Here is a 17,856-nt window from a genome sequence, read left to right on the forward strand (position 1 = left end):
AGATGACAATGACAACGGAAAACAACAAGACCGTCCTCTCCATCAAGGATCTGAAGGTCGATTTCGAAACCGCCACCGGCACCGTCAATGCCGTGCGCGGCGTTGATGTTCACGTAGAAGCCGGCGAGACGGTCGCCATCGTGGGCGAGAGCGGCTCCGGCAAGAGCCAGACCATGATGGCGGCGATGGGGCTTCTTGCGTCAAACGGGCGCACGCAAGGCGAAGTCATTTACGAAGGGCGGAACATCCTCGGGCTGCCGATTAGCCAGTTGAACAACGTGCGCGGCAAGAAGATCACGATGATCTTCCAGGAGCCGATGACGTCGCTCGATCCGCTCTACACCATCGGACGGCAGCTTGCCGAACCGATGGTCGTCCATGGCGGTCTCTCGTGGAGGGCGGCCAAGGCCAAGGCGCTGGATCTCCTGAAGCTGGTGAACATTCCGGAGCCGGAGCGCAAGATCAAGGCCTATCCCTATGAATTGTCAGGGGGGCAGCGTCAGCGCGTGATGATCGCCATGGCCCTTGCCAACGATCCGGATGTTCTGATCGCGGATGAACCGACCACGGCGCTGGACGTGACCACACAGGCGCAAATCCTCGATCTTCTTCGTGACCTGCAGAAGCGTCTCGGTATGGCGGTAATCTTCATCACCCACGATCTCGGCATCGTTCGCCGGATCTCCGATCGCGTCTACGTCATGAAAATGGGGGAAGTCGTGGAGAGCGGCGAGACCCGTCAGATCTTCTCACAGCCCGAGCATCCCTACACGAAAATGCTGCTGGACGCTGAACCGACAGGGCACAAACCCCCGGTTCCGGACACCACGCCCGTTCTTCTGGAAGCGCAGAAGGTGGAAGTGGAGTTCGAACTCGATTCCGGGTTCCTTCAGCCCAAGCATATTCTGCGCGCGGTTGACGATATCAGCTTCTCCCTGCGGCGGGGACAGACGCTCGGTATTGTCGGCGAAAGCGGCTCGGGCAAGTCGACGCTCGGCCGCGCAATTTTGAACCTGCTGCCTGCCGGAGGCCGAGTTGTCTTTCAGGGCCAGCAGATTTCCGGAATGGACAAGGCAGCCATGCGCGCCCTGCGCAAGGACATGCAGCTCATATTCCAGGATCCCTTCGGATCTTTGAGCCCGCGCATGACAGTCGGGCAGATCATCTCCGAAGGCTTGTTGGTTCATGAACCGTCATTGACTGCAAAGGACAGGGACGCGCGTGCCTGCCAGGCTCTGGAGGAAGTGTCTCTGGACCCGGTCATGCGCAATCGCTATCCGCACGAATTCTCCGGCGGGCAGCGTCAGCGCATCGCCATCGCACGGACCATGGTCCTGAAACCGGAACTCGTGGTGCTTGACGAACCGACATCGGCGCTAGACCGCACGATCCAGAAACAGGTCGTTGAGCTGTTGCGGGATTTGCAGAAGACCTACGACCTCACTTATCTGTTTATCTCGCACGATCTGGCAGTCGTCCGGGCCTTGTCCGATACGGTCATGGTCATGCAAAGCGGCAAGGTTGTGGAAGCCGGGACCGCGGACGCGATCTTTGAAGCGCCCAAGTGCGACTACACCAAGGAGCTGATCGGCGCTGCCATGCTGACGCAACAGCAGATGATGGAAACTGCCTGACTTTGGTGAGTTCTCGGCGATCGATCAGGGCGCGCTGCTCAGATCTTCGCAAAGACCTCTTCACGGATTTCCGTTTTGACCTCGATCGAGTTTGCAGTGGCATGTTCAATCACAAGCCGATTGGCCGCTGCCTTGTCACCGCTTTCGATCGCGTCAAGAAGAGCCTCGTGTGAGGCTTCAATGTGGGTGGACCAAACCATGTTGTTGCGATGACTTGTGACGATGAACAAGTGCAGATGCAGCAGGGTGCGCATCAGCACCGGTTCCAGGATCGGCATGTCGGCGACACGCAGCAATGCCATGTGAAAGGCAACATCAGACTGCGATATCATCAATTTGTCGCGTCTCAAGCGCGCCACTTCATAGTCTTCTGCAAGCGAACGCAGCTCTTCCATGACGGAGGCAGACATCTTGTCGATCACTTGTTCAATGACTGCCGTTTCAATATTGAGACGCAGGCGCAGCAGGATAACGGCCTCAGTATTGCTGGTCTGCGTTACAAACGTGCCCTGGTAACCCCTGCGAACGACAAGACCGTATTCCTGAAGAGCCATGAGCGCTTCACGAATTGTACTTTGTGAACAGGCGTACTCTTGCGCCAGGGATTGTTCCGTTATCGGGCTGTCGGATGTCAGCGCACCGGTGAAAATCTGCCGCTTGAGATCCAGAAAGACGGACTCGGACTTCCGCGTGCGCTTGTCGCCCGAAATCTCTTTTGCTTGCGACTCTTTGCCTGCAGCAACTTGAATATTCACGCCGTTGCCCCCACCAATGGCTCCGGACCGGTGCGGCCACATCGCGTTCGCAAGTCATCGCCGGGACAAAGCCGGCCCAGATGTGCTTCGTGTCGCCAGGTCCACTACCAATGGCAGGAAACTGGCCGATGGGGCATACCAGTCTTCCGCAGCCGCCCATCATTTTTTGAGATTTGTCCGCGCGTCTTGGTCATTGAAATGGTTGAAACCAGTCTCACACGGACTTTTCACATTGCCTGAAAAGCTATTGGGTCGGCCACATAATTTAGAATGAATTTAAATATGAACGGCTACTCAGATTTTGCAATCGCGAATTTGATAGATCCGGTAACAAAAATGCGAGCTTGAGAAATCCCGGAAATCTCCCGTTTCCGTGGGCTGCTCTCCTTAAGCGCTAGGCGGCCGCTTTTTCCAGGGCAGAAATCCAGTTCTTGTAGGCTATTTTTTCAAGCGCCGCGCTGCTGAAGCCGCGCGCGCTCAAGGTTTCAAACAACCTCGGCAATCCCGTCACGTCGCTCAATTCCTGCGGCGCGATACAGCCGTCGAAGTCGGAACCGAGCGCAACCCGGTCCTCTCCGAGACGTTCGACGAGGTAGACGGCGTGGTCAGCGATGACCTCGAGCGGCGTGTCCTTTTGAAAACGGCCATCGGGCCGCAGGAACGCGACGTGAAAATTGATGCCGACGAGGCCGTCGCTCTCCTTGATCGCATCAAGTTGTTTGTCCGTCAGGTTCCGGCTGCTTGCGCAGATAGAATGGGCATTGGAATGGCTGGCGACGATCGGCCTGTCGGTGGTCCGGGCAAGGTCCCAGAAACCCTTTTCGTTGAGATGCGAGACATCCAGCAAGACACCCAGCTTGTTGCAGGCGCGGACAAGGTCGTAACCTGCGTCGGTCAGACCCGGTCCGATGTCCGGCGACGCCGGGTATGACATCGGCACGCCGCACGCAAAGGCGTTTTCACGGCTCCAGACCGGACCGATTGAACGCAGGCCTTTACTGTGGAGCTCTTCCAGCGCCTTGAAGTCCGTGTCGATCGCCTCGGCGCCTTCAATGTGAAGGCTGACGGCAAGCTTGCCCGCATTGATCGCGGTCCGGTTTTCCTCTGCAGTCCGGCAGATCACAACAGACCCTTCTGAATCGGCTTCAATGCGTTCCGCACGCTCAACCATCCTCATGGTGAACTTGTAAGCCTGTTCCTGGGGCACTTCCTGAAAGTTGACCGGGTCCTTGGGGTCGAATGGCTTGGTGAAATCCTGCTCAGGATTGGACGGCACGAACATGGCGAAGAGACCGCCGGAAAAACCGGCCTCTTTCGCCCGGACAAAATCCAGATGCCCGGTTTCCGAACGGTCGAAAAAACTGCGTTCGTTGCCTTTGATCGCATCGATCTCAAGTTTCAGCAGCGTATCGTTGTGACCGTCGAAAATAGGGAAGGGTGTTTTTTCGGGTGTGTGTTGCACGAAGTGTCCTTGAAAGCGCCGGGCTGTGAATCAGCCTGAGACATATTTGCCATCAATCTAGTGATTAGTGCGCAGATTGTAAGGCGCATGAAAGAATGTGACTTGAATCTGCGAAAAACCTGCCTCAAGAAGGGGCCAGAGTTTTCGGAGGCCCCATGACGCGCGAATTGCCGCTGAACGAAACGTCGGACATGTCTCAAAATGGTCTGATGAACCGACGCACCCTTTTGGCAGGCAGCCTGCTGCTGGCCGGCAGTGCGCTTGCCGGATGCCAGTCGGTCGTCGGTCTTCCCGACCAGGCAGAACTGCCGGACGAAGAATTCGACTATGCAAGCGCCTATGCGGAACAGCCGGACGGGGATTTCACCTGGCCCGCGATCAATTATGAGAACTTTGATCAAACTTATTGGCGCCAGGTCGTGGAATACAAAACGCGGGAAATGCCCGGCACGATCATTGTCGACCCGTACAACAATTACCTCTACTGGACGCTCGGAAACAAAAAGGCATTGCGATACGGCATCGGTGTCGGAAGAGCCGGTTTTGACTGGTCTGGAGAAGCGCTTATCCGCGTGAAGCGCGAACACCCGATCTGGCGCCCCCCACGGGAAATGATCGCGCGCAAACCTTCACTCGAGCGATATTGGGAAAAGGGCTTTCCACCTGGTCTGAGAAATCCGCTTGGCGCAAGAGCCATGGATCTCTGGCAAGGCTCGACCGACACGCTCTATCGAATCCACGGCACCAACCAGCCGTCTTCGATCGGAAAAAGCGTTTCGTCCGGCTGCATCCGCATGTGGCAGCAGGACGTGATCGATCTGTTCAACCGTGTGCCTCTCAGGACCAAGGTCGTCGTGTTGAGCGAGGATCCCAACAAGGAAGCCTGATCTGGTTGCGCAGGTGACAGAAGCAGCTCAAACTCGCAAGGCCTAACGCGAGTTTGAGGAAGCTTCCATATGTCCAGAATACCTGTGCCGGACGACAAGGAGCTCGATGAACGCACGCGCGCATTCATCGCAAAGCTGCCAAATCTGAACATGGTGCGCATGCTGGCGCGCACCGGCATCGCACCGGAAATCTACACAAGCGTTTCTGCGATCTTCAACGACGATTGGTTTCCGGCGCTCGACCGCGAAATCATGCTTTTCCGGACCGCGCATGCGAACAATTCACCCTACGAGATCGGGTTCCACAAAGCCGTTTATGAGTTTCCGGACGGGTTGATCGACACTGTGTTGTCCGAAAACCTCGAAGGTCTGGACCCTTGGCACAGACGGCTTTGCCAGATGTGCGATGAAATGGCGAACAAGACCCAGCTTTCGCCGGAAAGCGTTGCCGATCTCGTCACCCACTACGGAGACTACAATCACGCGACACGTGCGATCTTTGTCATGTCCTGGTTCAACTGGCTGTCGCGATTTGCCGACAGCACCGGCGTGCCTCCCGAGACGGAAGATCAGCTCAAGGGCGTGCGCAGCCCGACAACCTGAAAACAAGGACCTGTGACGCTTTCAGGTCAGCGCAACGTCGGAGACAACCGCGCCGAAATGACAGATTGCTGCGGCAAGGACGAAGGCATGCCAAATGGCATTTTGAAAGGGCAGCCGTTTCCAGGCATAGAAAACAGTGCCGACCGTATAGAGCAGACCGCCTGCCAGGATCATGTAGAAGCCAAATGTCGACGCTTTCTCGATCAGCGGGTTCGCGGCGAAAACCACGACCCAGCCAAGGCCGAGATAAATCGGAACCGTGAGCTTTTCCAGACGCGACAAATGCGCAAGTTTCACGATCGCGCCCGTCAGTGCGCCGGTCCAGACCACGGCCAGGAGAACCCCGCCCGTCCAGCCGCCGATGATGACGGCGGCGAGCGGCGTATAGGTGCCGGCGATCATGAGGAAGATTGCTGCATGGTCGAGACGCCTCAAAATGCCTGACTTGTGATCCTTGGCCAGCATGTTGTAGAGCGCCGAGCAAATTAGCATGGTCATCAGACAAGCAGCGTAGATCATGACGGTGATTTGCCGTGTCGGATCACCGACATTCCAGAGCATCACGGTGAGGATGACGGTTGCCGTCAGGCCAAGACAAATGCCGATCGCGTGTATTGCGCCATCTGCGATCAGTTCGGCCAGTGTCTGCGTTCGGAAAGTTGTCATTCGGCAATTCCCGGTTTATGGCGTCGGGTCGTGTTCAAGTGCAATCGAAGCATAGGCGCAGGCAAGCGCGATCAGGACGCCCATGGTCACGAATATGGACGTGAAGTCCGCGCCCATGGCGAGCAGAACGCTCCCGAGCGTCACGCCGAGCGTTCCGCCGACAAGGCGCGCGCTGATGATGAGGCCGCTGACTTCTCCTTGCTTGTCCCTCGGCACGGCATTCGCTGTGATGCGGCCGGTCGGGATCATCGCAAAGGGCAGGAAAATGCCCCAAAGGAGCAGCATGGGTGCAAGAATCAAATAACTGTTCAGGAGCAAGGTCACTCCGATCAGGATACAGGACACGGCGAGGAGAGCCATCGAGATCAGGACCGGTTTTCGCGACCCGTACTTGTCGGAAAGCTTACCCGCCGGAGACGCGAGAATCGGGATCGGCAGCACGGCAATAACTGTTCCGAGCCCTGCCCAGAATGCCGAGTATTTCAGCTCCAGCTGAAGAAAATGCGGAATGTAGATGGCAACGACAATCTTGCTCATCTGGGTGAGCAGAATGATCGATGTGCTTGCGTGAAAAGGGGGCAGCTTAAACAGCCTCACGTCGATCAGGGGCTTTGCCTTTCTCGCTTCGAAAATGACGAAGACAGTAAGACCGGCAACCCCTCCAACAATGGTGGCGAGGACGACCGGCGAGATCCACCCGAATTCAGGACCTTCCATCAAACCGAAGATGAATGCTGTCAGGCCGACAAGCAAAAGCACCAGTCCAATCGGATCAACGACCGGCCTCGGTCGCGGATGTTCAGGGTCGCGCCAAAGAAGGCAGGAAAGGGTCGCGCCTGCAACAACCACCGGAATGTTGATCCAGAAAACCCATCGCCAGGACAGGAACTCCGTTAGGACACCGCCGAGGAGAGGGCCGGCCGCCAGGAAAATGGTCGCCATTGACGCAAGTATTCCAATTGCCCGGCCGCGTTCGTTCTCACTGAATGTCAGCGTGGCCGCAGCAAGCGTCATCGGAAACATGATCGCGGCGCAAAAGCCCTGAACAACGCGCATGGCAATCAGGATTGCAACACTGTCGGCAAATCCGGCGACGAGACTTGCAACGGCAAAGACGGCGCTGCAGGCAATCAGGGCAGGGCGAAATCCAAAGAGATCAATTGCCTTTCCTCCAACGGCAGCAAGGCACGTGAACGCAAGCATGTAGGAGTTGATAATCCAGTGCGTCGTCGTCTGCGAAAGGTTGAACTGTTCGCGTATCGCCGGCAGCGACACTCCAAGCACCGTTTCGTCCAACATGACAAGGCCGCCCAGGCAACCGACGGCGAGGACAAGACCTCGCTTACGTTCTTTGTCGGAAAGTGCCATCCTGCCTCTATCCTCACGCCATACCGGGCTCTGCCCGCAATCGTCCTCAAATAGCCTAGTTCAGTTCTGAGACAGTAGCATAGCTATTTTTCCGATACGTCTTCAAAGGCTTGGCTTGTCCGGTGCGAATCCCAGCGTGGAAAGGGCACGATCTGACTGCCGGCTCCAGGACAGCAGCGCATCGGCTAGTTGCGCCGCCGGACTGTCGTCCGGATCCGATGCGCGCCTGACGCACCACCAGTCAAGATACATGCCGTCATCGGCGATGGGGCGTGCAACCAGCGTTCCGTCTGCCAGTTCCGGTTCGATCGCCCACTGGCTGAAAAGCGCGACTCCAAAGTTTGCCCGAACAAGGTCAATCACCGCTTCGGGGGTCGGCATTGCGGTCAGGCGGCGGAAAGGGAGCACGGGCGCGCCCAAAAGCGTGGTCCAGTCGAAACCGGGTTCGGCGGCAAGCGGATAAACGAAAAAGCGTTCGTCCCCCATGTTCAGACTGTTGACGACCGGGTCAGCAGCCAATGGATGATTTGCCGACATGACAGCGACAATCGGGTCTGACCCCAGCTTGGTTGCCTTGAACTGGGCAAGCGCAGGTTCTCGCCCGAAGACAAGCGAAACATCGACCGACCCGTCAATCAGCGAGGCGAGGGGGCGCGCGGTGGCACTGCCGGACAGGTCAACGGTCAGCCTGGCATCTTCGGCTTCAAGATAATTCAAAAACGCGGGGAACCAGTGATAGCGGCTGTAGGTGGCCTGACCGAGCCGAACCAAAAGGCGTTTCTCGCGAGCGGAGGCTTCCAGTTCCTGCTCAAGGCGGAACAGTTCTGCCAGGAAACTCTCCCCAAGGCGCCGCAGACGCTCGCCTTCCGGCGTGAGCTGCAACCCCGTGTCGGCGCGTTGGACCAGGGAGATCCCGATACGGCGTTCCGCCTCTCTAAGCCTGTGGGATGCTGCTGACTGTGTGATGCCAAGCCGGGAGGCGGACAGCGTCATGCTTCCGGTTTCATGCAGAGCGGAAAGCAGCGTCAGGTGATTTACGGTCAGTTTCGGTATCATCGCCACATGAAATCATTTCATGAAGAGAATGAAAACTAAGAATTTTATTTGTGAGAGAGCGTGTTGTATCCATGAAGCATGCCAAACGTTTCATTGCCACGACCGAGCTTCAATCCGCTGACCGCCACGCTCACCATCATTGCCGCAGCGCTCTGCTTCGGACTTGTGCCGGTGTTCGTGCGTGAATTGCAGAGCCTCGGGACCGGACCGGCAACGATTGCGCTCTACCGTTACGGTGTGTCCGTTCTGATCTTGCTGCCATTCTTACCCCGTGCAAGGCACAAGCTCGGCCCGGCATTGCTGCTCGCCGGGGCAGGCGCGGTGTTTGCGCTCAGCATGATCGGATATGTGGAAGCGCTCAGCGTTGCACCGCTCGCTGCTGCCGGCGTCGTCTACATGTCCTATCCGGCATTTGCAGCGTTCTTTGCCTGGATATTGCTGAAGCAGAGCCTGTCCTGGAGAACATTTGCCGCCGCGGGGCTGGTGATCGGTGCCGCAGGGCTTCTGCTCGACCCGTCAACGTTGTCGCCGGACGTTTTTTCCGCGCTGGTCTGGGCGATCCCGACCCCGGTGGCCTTCGGGTTTCTCATTGTCGTCCTGAGTGGACTGGCCCGTGACCTGACTTCGCTTGAGCGTGCCGTGAGCACGTTGATTGGCTCCATTGTCGGACTGTTGCCGCTTGCGCTTCACGAGAGTGGCGGCGCCGTCCTGCCTGCGACACCGAACGAGTGGTGGCTTGTCTTACTGATGGGGCTGGTGACTGCTTTGATCCCACAATTGATGTATACGGTCGCTTGCCAGAAGATCGGCGCAATGCGGACTGCCGCGGCAGGAAGCTTTGAATTGCCAACCATGTTCATCGTCGGCTGGTTTGTCTTTGGCGAGAACTTTGGAACTCTGGAGCTTGTCTGTGCACTCCTGGTGCTGTCGGCGATCCTGGTGGCACCGGCTCCCGGTGAAGACCCGGCCAAAGCACGGCAGGCAGTTCAGGCAGGTTAGATATCTTTTTATAAAGTATCTTGATATTAAGATAATTTTCCACTATCTCCGGCTCCCACAGGCGGGTAGAAGCCCGACAACGAACTGGAGATATTGCTTATGACTGGCCGCAATCCCGACCACCCCGTCAAGAATCTTTTCGTGGAGCGTTGGTCGCCGCGCGCCTTTGACGGCTCCGACATGCCGGAAGCCGATCTGAAAACCATTCTCGAGGCAGCCCGCTGGTCACCGTCAGCGTTCAATATTCAGCCCTGGCGGTTCGTCTACGCGCGCCGCGGCGGCGCGCATTGGGAGACGCTGGTAAACCTGCTCAATCCGTTCAATCGTGACTGGGCTCAGCATGCGTCTGCACTGGTCTATCTCTTTTCCGACACGGAAGTTGACGGCAAGGATGGCAAACCGAACCGGGCGAGCGGGACCCATTCCTTCGACGCCGGGGCAGCCTGGGCGCATGCAGCGCTCCAGGCAACCGAACTTGGATATCACACCCACGGCATGGCCGGGATCGTGAGGGACGAGATCCATGAGCAACTGGGTGTACCGGAGCGGTTCAAGGCGGAAATCGCGTTTGCGATCGGCAAGCGCGGCGATGTGGCCGCATTGCCGGAAAGTCTTCAGGAACGTGAAACGCCGAGTGGGCGTAAACCCTTGAGCGAAATTGCGTTTGCAGGAAGCTGGGGCTGAGGGAACGGCGGGGGCGGTCACGTGAGCGCCCCGCCGACAACAGGTGTTATTCCGCGGCTGCCGCCTCGCCGGATGGTTGTTTCGACTTCGGGGCCCCGAAAACCTTCTCGCGGAAACTCTGGATCGCGACATAAAGAACCGGGATCATGAGAAGCCCGATCGTGCTGTCCAGGATCATGCCGGCAAAGACCGGCAGGCCGATGGAGATCCGGCTCGACGACCCCGCGCCCGAAGCAAAGACCAGCGGCAGAACACCGATGATGAAGCAGAGGCCGGTCATCGTTACCGGACGGAAACGCGTATGGGCTGCGCTGATCGCCGCTTCGGTGATGCTCATGCCGTCGTCCCGGCAATTGCGCGAGAACTCGACCAGCATGATCGCTTTCTTGGCTGCAAGTCCGATCAGCAGGACCATGCCGATCTGGGCGTAAATGTTGTTGTTCAGCTGGGCGATCAGGTAGAGCGGGATCATCGCCCCGCAAACCGCAAAGATGGCTGACAACATGACGGATATCGGCAACAGCCAGCTTTCGTACTGCGCGACCAGACAGAGGTAAGCGAACAGGAAAGCCAAGAGGAAAATGTAGATCACATAGGATCCTGCCTCGATTTCCTGAAGCGACATTCCCGTCCATTCAACAGAGTAGCCCTCCGGCAGCGCACCCTGTGTCACCTTCTCAAAGGCTGCAATGCCGTCACCCGTGCTGAAGCCGGTATTTGTCAGGCCCTGAACGGCGGCGGATCGGACCATGTTGTACCGGGGCACACTCTGCGGGCCGACGACCGGGGCAAGGTTCACCAGCGTACTGATCGGGATCATGTCCCCGGACGACCCTTTGACGTAGATGTTGCCGACATCCTCCAGGGTCTGGCGATACTCCGCTTCAGATGCCAGGATCACCCAGAAAATCTTTCCGTCGAGTATGAAATTGTTGACGTAGTAGGACCCCAGATTGGCCTGAAGCGCCGTAAAGATGTCGCTGACATCGACGCCCAGGGCTTCCGCCTTGTCGCGGTTCAGGTCGACCTCATATTGCGGGGTGCTGGCCGACAGCGAGCTGAACACCTGCATGAAGGTCGGATCGGCGTTGGCGGCGGCCAGAACGGCATTTGTCACCGCACCGAGGTCGACCACACTGGCGCCGTCATCGTCCTGGATCTGCGCCGCTATGCCACCGGATATTCCAAGGCCGTCAATCGGCGGAAGAGGAAAGACAAAGGCGATGGCGTCCTCGACCGTGGCAAGCCGTTCGTTCAATTCGCCAAGGATGCTGTACCACTGCGTCGCCTGGGTTTTTCGCTCGCTCCACGGGGCCAGGATCGGGATCAGCGTGACGAAATTCGAGCCTTCTCCGGCAATGATGCTGAAGCCCGTTACCGAAATGACATCGGTTACGCCTTCAACTTCAAGCATCATCTCCGTCATGGATTTTGCGACCGCATCCGATCTTTGCAGCGAAGCGCCGTCCGGCAGCTGGACATTGGCAAAGAGCACGCCCTTGTCTTCAAGCGGAATGAACCCGGTAGCCGTTTCGCGGAACATGAAGACCGTGGCCGCCGCCGCTGCAACCAGAATGAGCAACGACAGGGCAACGTGCCGGATCATGACCTTGACCAGCCAGACATAGCCGTCGCGTACCTTGTCAACGAAAGCGGCAAAGAAACGCAGGAAACGGGGCGGCTTGGCATCCGACTGCCTGAGCAGCATGGAGCAGAGAACCGGTGACAGGGTCAGCGCGTTGACCGCCGACAGGCAGAAAGCAACCGTGATCGTCAGTGCGAACTGCAAGTAAATCCGCCCTGTGATCCCGGGAAAGAAGCAGACCGGGATGAACACAGCCAGCAGCACGAACGTGGTGGCGATGATCGGGCTTGTGACCTGGCTCATGGCCTTGAGCGTTGCCTCGCGCGGAGCGAGACCTTCTTCCACCATGATGCGTTCGGTGTTCTCGATGATGACGATGGCGTCGTCGACCACAAGCGTGATGGCAAGCACGATCCCGAACAGCGTGATCAGGTTGGCCGAAAACCCGAGCAGGAAGAGGATGGCCAGCGTTCCGAGCAACGACACCGGAATGGCCACCGCCGGTATGATGACGGCGCGCCAGTTCATCAGGAACATGAACACGACGAAAACAACCAGCGCGGTGGTGATCGCGAGCGTCGTCAGGATTTCCTCAATCGATGCGCGCACCGCCTTGGTGATGTCGTAAAGGAGCTCGTATTCGACCCCTTCCGGGAAACTCGCCTTCATCTTTTCAAGCTCGTCAGAGACGAGCTTTGCCACGTCCAGCGCGTTGGCACCCGGGCTCTGATAGACGGCGATTGAGGTTGCCGGTTTGTTGTTGAGCGCGGAATAGGCCGCATAGGAGCTTGAGCCGAGTTCGACCCTGGCCACGTCCCTGAGGCGTACAAGCTGTCCCGACGTGTCGCCGGACACGACGATGTCGCCGAATTGTTCGGTTGTTTCCAGCAGTCCCTGAGCCTTCAGCGTGAACTGAAAATCTGTCGGCCCGGCAAAGGGGGCGCCGCCAATCTGGCCTGCGGTCGCCTGGGCGTTCTGCGCCTGGATGGCGTTGGAAATGTCGGTCGCTGTCAGGTTGAGCGCGGTCATCTGCTCCGGGTTCATCCAGACCCGCATGCTGTAGTCCAGCGGACCGAACTGCGAAACGCTGCCGACACCCGGGATGCGCGACAAGCGGTCCTGCATGTGAATGGTGGCGTAATTGCTCAGGTAAATGGCATCCCGGCTCTCGTCGGGAGACACCAGGTTGATCACCTGCAGCATGTTCGCGGACTGTTTCTGGGTGGCAACACCCAGCGTTCTGACCGCCTCCGGCAAGGTCGGTTCCGCAAGCGCGACGCGGTTTTGAACGTTGACCGCCGCAATATCAGGATCGGTTCCGACTTCAAAGGTGATGGTCAGCTGATACGACCCGGAATTGGAGCTGGTCGAAGACATGTAGAGCATGTTCTCAACGCCGTTGACCTGCTCCTCGATCGGAATTGCGACTGACTTTTCAATAAGTTCGGAATCTGCACCGGGATATTGCGCGGTCACGACGACCTGTGGCGGCGTGACGTCAGGATATTCCGAAATCGGAATGAAGACGATGGCAATGATCCCGATGAGCGAGGCGATCAGCGACAGAACCAGCGCGAAATTCGGACGGTCTATGAAAAACTTTGACAGCATGGCCGGACGCCGCTCCTAACCTTTTGCTTCAACCGGATCGACGGTCATGTCGGGAGCGATTTTCTGCAATCCCTGAACAACCACGCTTTCGCCGTCCTTGAGGCCGGATTTTACCTCCCACAGTGTGCCGGATTGCCGGCCAAGCACGATGTCCCGCCGCTCCACCTTGTCGTTTGCACCGACCACGAAGACGAAATGGCCCTTGGCGTCGAGTTGGATTGCAGACTGGGGAATGGCAGCCACCGTTGCCTGGCTCTCGTCTTTGGCAGTGACGTTCACAAATTGACCGGGAATCAGGAGATTTTTCGGATTGTCGAATGTGGCGCGCAACTCGACGGAGTCGCTGCCTTCATCGATCGATGTACCGACATACGTGATCTTTCCTTCTGTGGCATATGCCGTTCCGTCGGCAAGGGTCAGCGCGACCAGAAGCGTCGATCCGTCGTCGCCGATGAGGCCCGCTTCCCGGTTCCTGATCAGGTCTCTCTCACCCATGTAGAAGCTGACATAGATCGGATCGACACTTGTCACGGTCGCAAGTGTGCCCGTGTTCGAATCGACCAGATTGCCGACATTGACATTGGTCTTGCTGATCCGTCCGTCGATCGGGCTGTAGATCTCCGTATAGCCGAGATTGATGTCGGCTGTGTCCAGGTTAGCCTGTGCTTCGTCCACGTTGGACTGATCGACACCCGTGGTTGCCTTTGCGCTGTCGAAGGTGGCTTGCGAAACATCACCCCTTTCAAGGAGCTGACGTTGCCGTTCCAGCTCGATCTGGGAATTTGTGAGCGTCGCCTTGGCGCCTTCAAGGGTCGCCTTGGCCTGATCGACGCTTGCCTGGTAGAGGTCCTTTTCGATGACGTAGAGCAGGTCGCCCTTCTTGACGGTGCCGCCTTCGGTGAACTTTCGCTCGGTCAGGTACCCTTCGACGCGCGCCACAATGTCAACGCTGCTCGTCGCTTCGACGCGTCCGACATATCGCGCGCTGTTGTCGGGCGTGATCATCCGGACCTTCGCGACGGTGACCTTTTGCGGCGAAGACCCGCTTTCCTGGGCGTGTGAGGGGACCGCGGAGAAAAGTATAATGGTCAGTATCGACAATACTTTGGCAGCTTGCATGTCGCCTCCAGCCGAAACGATTTCAAATCAAATTGGAAGCATCATAGCTGAAACAGGCGGTGAAGCGATTGAAATTATTGCCACTTAACAAGATGCTGATGTCCGGTCTCACCGGCAAACACACAGCCTGAAGACATGTCATCGCAGATCTGGGACTGCGTTTTGCGGACCATTTGAAGGTCCAGGGGTGTGGCAAAGAGCGCGGCGCTGGATACAGCCTTTTGATGTAGTGTTCTACAAGGACAATCTTTTCGGAACGCGACATGAGCATCAGCGACAGACTTCCGGCTGAAAGCAATCTCAATTCATATGTCTCGACGAGAGACTACATGGACGTCTTTTCCGTGCCGCTGGAAAATCGTCCGGATCTTGAAACCGTGGACATGCGCGTCCTTGCAGATCACATTCTGATGGCCGACATCGAGTGGATGAACAAACTCATCTCGCTTCGGGACAGGATCGTGAGACCGCTTGGACTGAAAACAACCAAGGATCTTGCACAGGAGCAGTCCGGACGCGCCTTGGAGGAGCGGACACCGGGCGACCGCATCGGATTTTTCAGGATCTTCCAGATTGATGAAAACGAGATCATTCTTGGCGAGGACGACTGGCACCAGGACTTCCGGCTGTCGATTTTCCGCCGCCGGGGCCGCCGGCCGCGGATTTATGCGTCAACCTGCTGCAAGCGACACAACCTGTTCGGCCATATGTATCTCGCCATGATCCTTCCGTTTCACAAAAGGATTGCCTGCTCGGTGTTGGACCACGCCGTTGAGAATGGCCTGCCGCAGGCGGCATGATCCGCCAAACTATCGTCCCAGGTGACCCGTCTTGCGCCACACACGCGCGCCTTCGGTCGTTCTGATCGTCTGGCTGCTGCCAGGGGGCAGGCGGAGCCAGGTTCCTGTTTCGTAGCGTCCGTCCTGATCTTCGAAACCGCCTTCGACCACGAAATATTCAGCCCCGCCCGGAAAGGTTTGCGCGGGAAAGCGCGCCTCGCGCTCCCAGTTCAGCATGACGACTTCCTCATCGGGCCGCACGTGAAGCGGCAGGATCGTCTCGCCAGTCCGTCCGGCCTGCCAGCCGCCCGGATCAAGCGTGTTCACTCGCACATAGGCGGCATCGTCGGGCTGCATCTGGCGCAATTTAACGAGGATAACGGCACCCGGTTCACTGGAGGGGATGTGGCTGGAGCCAGGAGGGTTCCGTACATACATGCCTTCGGGAAAGTCGCCGCTTTCATCGGAAAAGACGCCGTCAAGAACCAGGAACTCCTCACCCATGTCGTGGTCATGCGCCGAAAAGGATGACCCCGGCGCATAGCGGACAAGGCTGGTCGCACGGGCGACCTCGGCTCCATCGCGTTCCAGCATGCGCCGCTCAACGCCCGCCATCGGCGAGGGCACCCAATCGAGGGTGGAACTGTTGACAACGGCCTTTGCGGTCAGGTCCGCATGGATCTTCATGAAGTCTCTCCTGCTCAACGCATCCTGTCCTTAAAGATGGCATATCGAAGACGCATTTGAAGGCTTCCTGGAATGCGGAGGCCTTTGCGGAAGCCAGAAGGTCGGTGGAAGTCTTGGAAAACGACGGTTTTGCCAGCCTCCGGCTTTGCAACGGTTACGGAATCGTGCTGACTCGCGTTCTGCAGGCGAGCAAATTGTGGAGTAATTACAGCGCCGATACGCGCTGGATCAGATTGCATGACGGTTGAAATCGATATCGGCGAAATGACGGGCGGTTCGCGCGCCGGCCTCGATCTGGAAGAGCTGCTGGCAACGCGTCTGCTGGTTCAAGGCAATTCCGGCTCGGGAAAATCGCACCTTCTCCGGCGTCTTCTGGAACAATCCGCAAGCTGGGTGCAGCAAGCCATCATCGACCCTGAAGGGGACTTCGTGTCACTGGCTGAAAAATTCGGTCACGTTGTCGTCGACGCTGTCGGCACGGAAAAAGACCTTCAGATGATTGCCGGAAGGGTGCGGCAGCACCGCGTTTCGGTCGTCCTGAACCTGGAAGGTCTCGACGCGGATCGTCAGATGAAGGCCGCTGCGACCTTTCTCGACGGTCTTTTCGATGCGGACCGCGATCTCTGGTATCCGATGCTGGTGGTGGTTGACGAGGCCCAGCTTTTTGCACCCGCCGCGGCCGGCGAAGTCACGGAAGAAGCCCGCAGACGCTCGCTCGGTGCGATGACCAATCTGATGTGCCGGGGGCGCAAACGGGGACTGGCCGGGATCATCGCAACACAGCGACTGGCGAAACTTGCCAAGAACGTTGCCGCTGAAGCGTCCAATTTTCTGATGGGGCGCACCTTTCTCGATATCGATATGGCCCGTGCGGCAGATCTGCTCGGCATGGAACGGCGGCAGGCGGAAAGCTTCCGCAATCTTGACCGGGGGCACTTCATCGCCCTTGGTCCGGCACTCTCACGGCGTCCGGCGCCGGTCAAGATCGGTCCAGTCGAAACGATGGGGCGCGGCGGCAGTCCGAAACTGATGCCTTTGCCCGAGCAGCCGAGAGGCGAGGCCAAGGACCTCATTTTCACGCCTGCAGAAGGTGAAACGCCGCCGGTCCGGCAGCGATACGTGGAGCCGGTGGCGTCCACGGGTGAGGTGCTCGATCAGCTCACGAATGCCGGTCAGATGAATGTTGACGCTGCGCCAGAAGCCGAGAACCTTCTGGATTTCGGCGAACGTGAGGAGAAGATTGCCGAAATCATTGCCGGCATCCTGGAAGACGAAGACGCAGCGTTTCAGCCGATTGCAACCCTCTACCAGGATTTCCAGGTCCGCTGCCGCATCGCCAAACTTGCGGGTGGCGCCCCGGATCTACAGACCTTCCGGGAAAAGCTTTCGGTCGCACGCGCTGGGGTCGACAAGGGCGAGATGGACGACGGTGCTTGGTCCCAGGCTGAACTGATCGCCGCCGAATTGCCCGAAGACATGCGCGGTGTCTATCTTTTGCTTGCAAAGGCGGCACTGGCCAAGGCGCCATGCCCTGGCAATGTCGAAATCGCGACGGCCTACGGCACCCGCTCACCGGGCAGGGCGAGATGGCTGTTGAGCCATATGGAAGAGCGCGGCTTTCTCGTCTGCGCAACCGATCTGCGCGGCAATCGCATCGTGACGTTGACGGATCTCGGATGGCAGACCGCACCTGGCGACGAAGCGGCTGCCTGAGAGGGCATAAACTTTTATGCACGCAAATGTCATCAGCGTTTTGTTGAACAGGGCGCTGGGTTTCATAGGGTCAGGACCCATTAATTTGGTTGAATTGGTAGGGATGAATTTGTTCGGATACGAGGCGCAAGGCTGCAGGAAACCGCCCGGTTTCCAAAGATTTGCAACGACGTTGCCGGGCAAATTCACCCTATCCTGCAGGACGCAAAAACGGCTTCAATCTGCGGCGTCAAACCGCTCAACCGGGC

General features: G+C 57.9%; 16 protein-coding genes. 8 read left to right on the top strand and 8 right to left on the bottom strand.

The features are described from left to right. Positions 1–8 precede the first annotated feature (8 nt). The gene (locus RBB47_RS13280) at positions 9–1,634 is read left to right on the top strand and encodes an ABC transporter ATP-binding protein (protein ID WP_305986296.1); all 1,626 of its coding nucleotides are present in this window, start codon (positions 9–11) and stop codon (positions 1,632–1,634) included. A 38-nt stretch (positions 1,635–1,672) separates the two neighbouring features. Here the strand turns inward: RBB47_RS13280 and RBB47_RS13285 are convergent, their stop codons facing one another. Continuing rightward, complete coding sequence (locus RBB47_RS13285) at positions 1,673–2,389, bottom strand: GntR family transcriptional regulator (protein WP_305986297.1); 717 nt, start codon at positions 2,387–2,389, stop codon at positions 1,673–1,675. Positions 2,390–2,783: 394 nt separating this feature from the next. Continuing rightward, positions 2,784–3,851: a dipeptidase gene (locus RBB47_RS13290; RefSeq protein WP_305986298.1), complete on the bottom strand. Its 1,068-nt coding sequence runs from the start codon at positions 3,849–3,851 to the stop codon at positions 2,784–2,786. Between the two features lie 155 nt (positions 3,852–4,006). Between RBB47_RS13290 and RBB47_RS13295 the strand changes: the two genes are divergently transcribed. Together RBB47_RS13295 and RBB47_RS13300 are read left to right on the top strand one after the other, a co-directional pair. After that, a complete protein-coding gene (locus tag RBB47_RS13295; RefSeq protein WP_305986299.1) occupies positions 4,007–4,738 on the top strand; it encodes a L,D-transpeptidase in 732 nt (243 codons plus the stop codon). A 69-nt stretch (positions 4,739–4,807) separates the two neighbouring features. After that, complete coding sequence (locus RBB47_RS13300) at positions 4,808–5,341, top strand: hypothetical protein (RefSeq protein WP_305986300.1); 534 nt, start codon at positions 4,808–4,810, stop codon at positions 5,339–5,341. Between the two features lie 21 nt (positions 5,342–5,362). On the opposite strand, the gene RBB47_RS13305 is transcribed toward RBB47_RS13300, so the two are convergent. From RBB47_RS13305 to RBB47_RS13315, 3 genes are all read right to left on the bottom strand, one after another. After that, positions 5,363–6,007, bottom strand: a complete 645-nt coding sequence (locus RBB47_RS13305; RefSeq protein ID WP_305986301.1) for a hemolysin III family protein — start codon at positions 6,005–6,007, stop codon at positions 5,363–5,365. Positions 6,008–6,022: 15 nt separating this feature from the next. Beyond that, positions 6,023–7,375 carry an MFS transporter gene (locus RBB47_RS13310; RefSeq protein WP_305986302.1) on the bottom strand — a complete coding sequence of 451 codons (1,353 nt, stop codon included), beginning with the start codon at positions 7,373–7,375 and terminating at the stop codon, positions 6,023–6,025. A gap of 102 nt (positions 7,376–7,477) precedes the next feature. Next, positions 7,478–8,431 (bottom strand): LysR family transcriptional regulator, encoded by a 954-nt coding sequence (locus RBB47_RS13315; RefSeq protein WP_305986303.1) that lies wholly within the window; start codon positions 8,429–8,431, stop codon positions 7,478–7,480. Between the two features lie 78 nt (positions 8,432–8,509). Between RBB47_RS13315 and RBB47_RS13320 the strand changes: the two genes are divergently transcribed. Both RBB47_RS13320 and RBB47_RS13325 read left to right on the top strand, forming a co-directional pair. Then, on the top strand, positions 8,510–9,430 hold the full coding sequence (locus RBB47_RS13320) for a DMT family transporter (RefSeq protein WP_305986304.1): 921 nt from the start codon (positions 8,510–8,512) through the stop codon (positions 9,428–9,430). Positions 9,431–9,529: 99 nt separating this feature from the next. Next, positions 9,530–10,114 (top strand): nitroreductase family protein, encoded by a 585-nt coding sequence (locus tag RBB47_RS13325; RefSeq protein ID WP_305986305.1) that lies wholly within the window; start codon positions 9,530–9,532, stop codon positions 10,112–10,114. A gap of 46 nt (positions 10,115–10,160) precedes the next feature. On the opposite strand, the gene RBB47_RS13330 is transcribed toward RBB47_RS13325, so the two are convergent. After that, positions 10,161–13,310: an efflux RND transporter permease subunit gene (locus RBB47_RS13330; protein ID WP_305986306.1), complete on the bottom strand. Its 3,150-nt coding sequence runs from the start codon at positions 13,308–13,310 to the stop codon at positions 10,161–10,163. A gap of 15 nt (positions 13,311–13,325) precedes the next feature. Next, positions 13,326–14,429, bottom strand: a complete 1,104-nt coding sequence (locus RBB47_RS13335) for an efflux RND transporter periplasmic adaptor subunit (RefSeq protein WP_305986307.1) — start codon at positions 14,427–14,429, stop codon at positions 13,326–13,328. On the opposite strand from RBB47_RS13335, the gene RBB47_RS13340 reads away from it, so the two are divergent. Beyond that, entirely contained in the window at positions 14,395–14,517 is a 123-nt protein-coding gene (locus tag RBB47_RS13340) for a hypothetical protein (RefSeq protein ID WP_305986482.1), read from the top strand. The two genes, RBB47_RS13335 and RBB47_RS13340, sit on opposite strands and share 35 nt — an antisense overlap. 175 nt (positions 14,518–14,692) lie before the next feature. Beyond that, entirely contained in the window at positions 14,693–15,229 is a 537-nt protein-coding gene (locus RBB47_RS13345; protein WP_305986308.1) for a DUF2867 domain-containing protein, read from the top strand. A gap of 9 nt (positions 15,230–15,238) precedes the next feature. On the opposite strand, the gene RBB47_RS13350 is transcribed toward RBB47_RS13345, so the two are convergent. Further along, positions 15,239–15,895, bottom strand: coding sequence for a cupin domain-containing protein (locus RBB47_RS13350; protein ID WP_305986309.1), 657 nt, complete (start codon positions 15,893–15,895; stop codon positions 15,239–15,241). Between the two features lie 237 nt (positions 15,896–16,132). On the opposite strand from RBB47_RS13350, the gene RBB47_RS13355 reads away from it, so the two are divergent. After that, entirely contained in the window at positions 16,133–17,608 is a 1,476-nt protein-coding gene (locus RBB47_RS13355; RefSeq protein ID WP_305986310.1) for an ATP-binding protein, read from the top strand. Positions 17,609–17,856: the final 248 nt, after the last annotated feature.

This window comes from Roseibium sp. MMSF_3544, from assembly GCF_030732845.1.
GTDB lineage: Bacteria > Pseudomonadota > Alphaproteobacteria > Rhizobiales > Stappiaceae > Roseibium.

Bases quoted from the DNA above. Each gene is read 5' to 3' on its own strand.
- RBB47_RS13280 (WP_305986296.1), top strand. From the start codon at position 9: ATGACAACGGAAAACAACAAGACCGTCCTCTCCATCAAGGATCTGAAG.
- RBB47_RS13295 (WP_305986299.1), top strand. From the start codon at position 4,007: ATGACGCGCGAATTGCCGCTGAACGAAACGTCGGACATGTCTCAAAAT.
- RBB47_RS13300 (WP_305986300.1), top strand. From the start codon at position 4,808: ATGTCCAGAATACCTGTGCCGGACGACAAGGAGCTCGATGAACGCACG.
- RBB47_RS13305 (WP_305986301.1), bottom strand. From the start codon at position 6,007: ATGACAACTTTCCGAACGCAGACACTGGCCGAACTGATCGCAGATGGC.
- RBB47_RS13310 (WP_305986302.1), bottom strand. From the start codon at position 7,375: ATGGCACTTTCCGACAAAGAACGTAAGCGAGGTCTTGTCCTCGCCGTC.
- RBB47_RS13315 (WP_305986303.1), bottom strand. From the start codon at position 8,431: ATGATACCGAAACTGACCGTAAATCACCTGACGCTGCTTTCCGCTCTG.
- RBB47_RS13320 (WP_305986304.1), top strand. From the start codon at position 8,510: ATGCCAAACGTTTCATTGCCACGACCGAGCTTCAATCCGCTGACCGCC.
- RBB47_RS13325 (WP_305986305.1), top strand. From the start codon at position 9,530: ATGACTGGCCGCAATCCCGACCACCCCGTCAAGAATCTTTTCGTGGAG.
- RBB47_RS13330 (WP_305986306.1), bottom strand. From the start codon at position 13,310: ATGCTGTCAAAGTTTTTCATAGACCGTCCGAATTTCGCGCTGGTTCTG.
- RBB47_RS13340 (WP_305986482.1), top strand. From the start codon at position 14,395: ATGGTCAGTATCGACAATACTTTGGCAGCTTGCATGTCGCCTCCAGCC.
- RBB47_RS13335 (WP_305986307.1), bottom strand. From the start codon at position 14,429: ATGCAAGCTGCCAAAGTATTGTCGATACTGACCATTATACTTTTCTCC.
- RBB47_RS13345 (WP_305986308.1), top strand. From the start codon at position 14,693: ATGAGCATCAGCGACAGACTTCCGGCTGAAAGCAATCTCAATTCATAT.
- RBB47_RS13350 (WP_305986309.1), bottom strand. From the start codon at position 15,895: ATGAAGATCCATGCGGACCTGACCGCAAAGGCCGTTGTCAACAGTTCC.
- RBB47_RS13355 (WP_305986310.1), top strand. From the start codon at position 16,133: ATGACGGTTGAAATCGATATCGGCGAAATGACGGGCGGTTCGCGCGCC.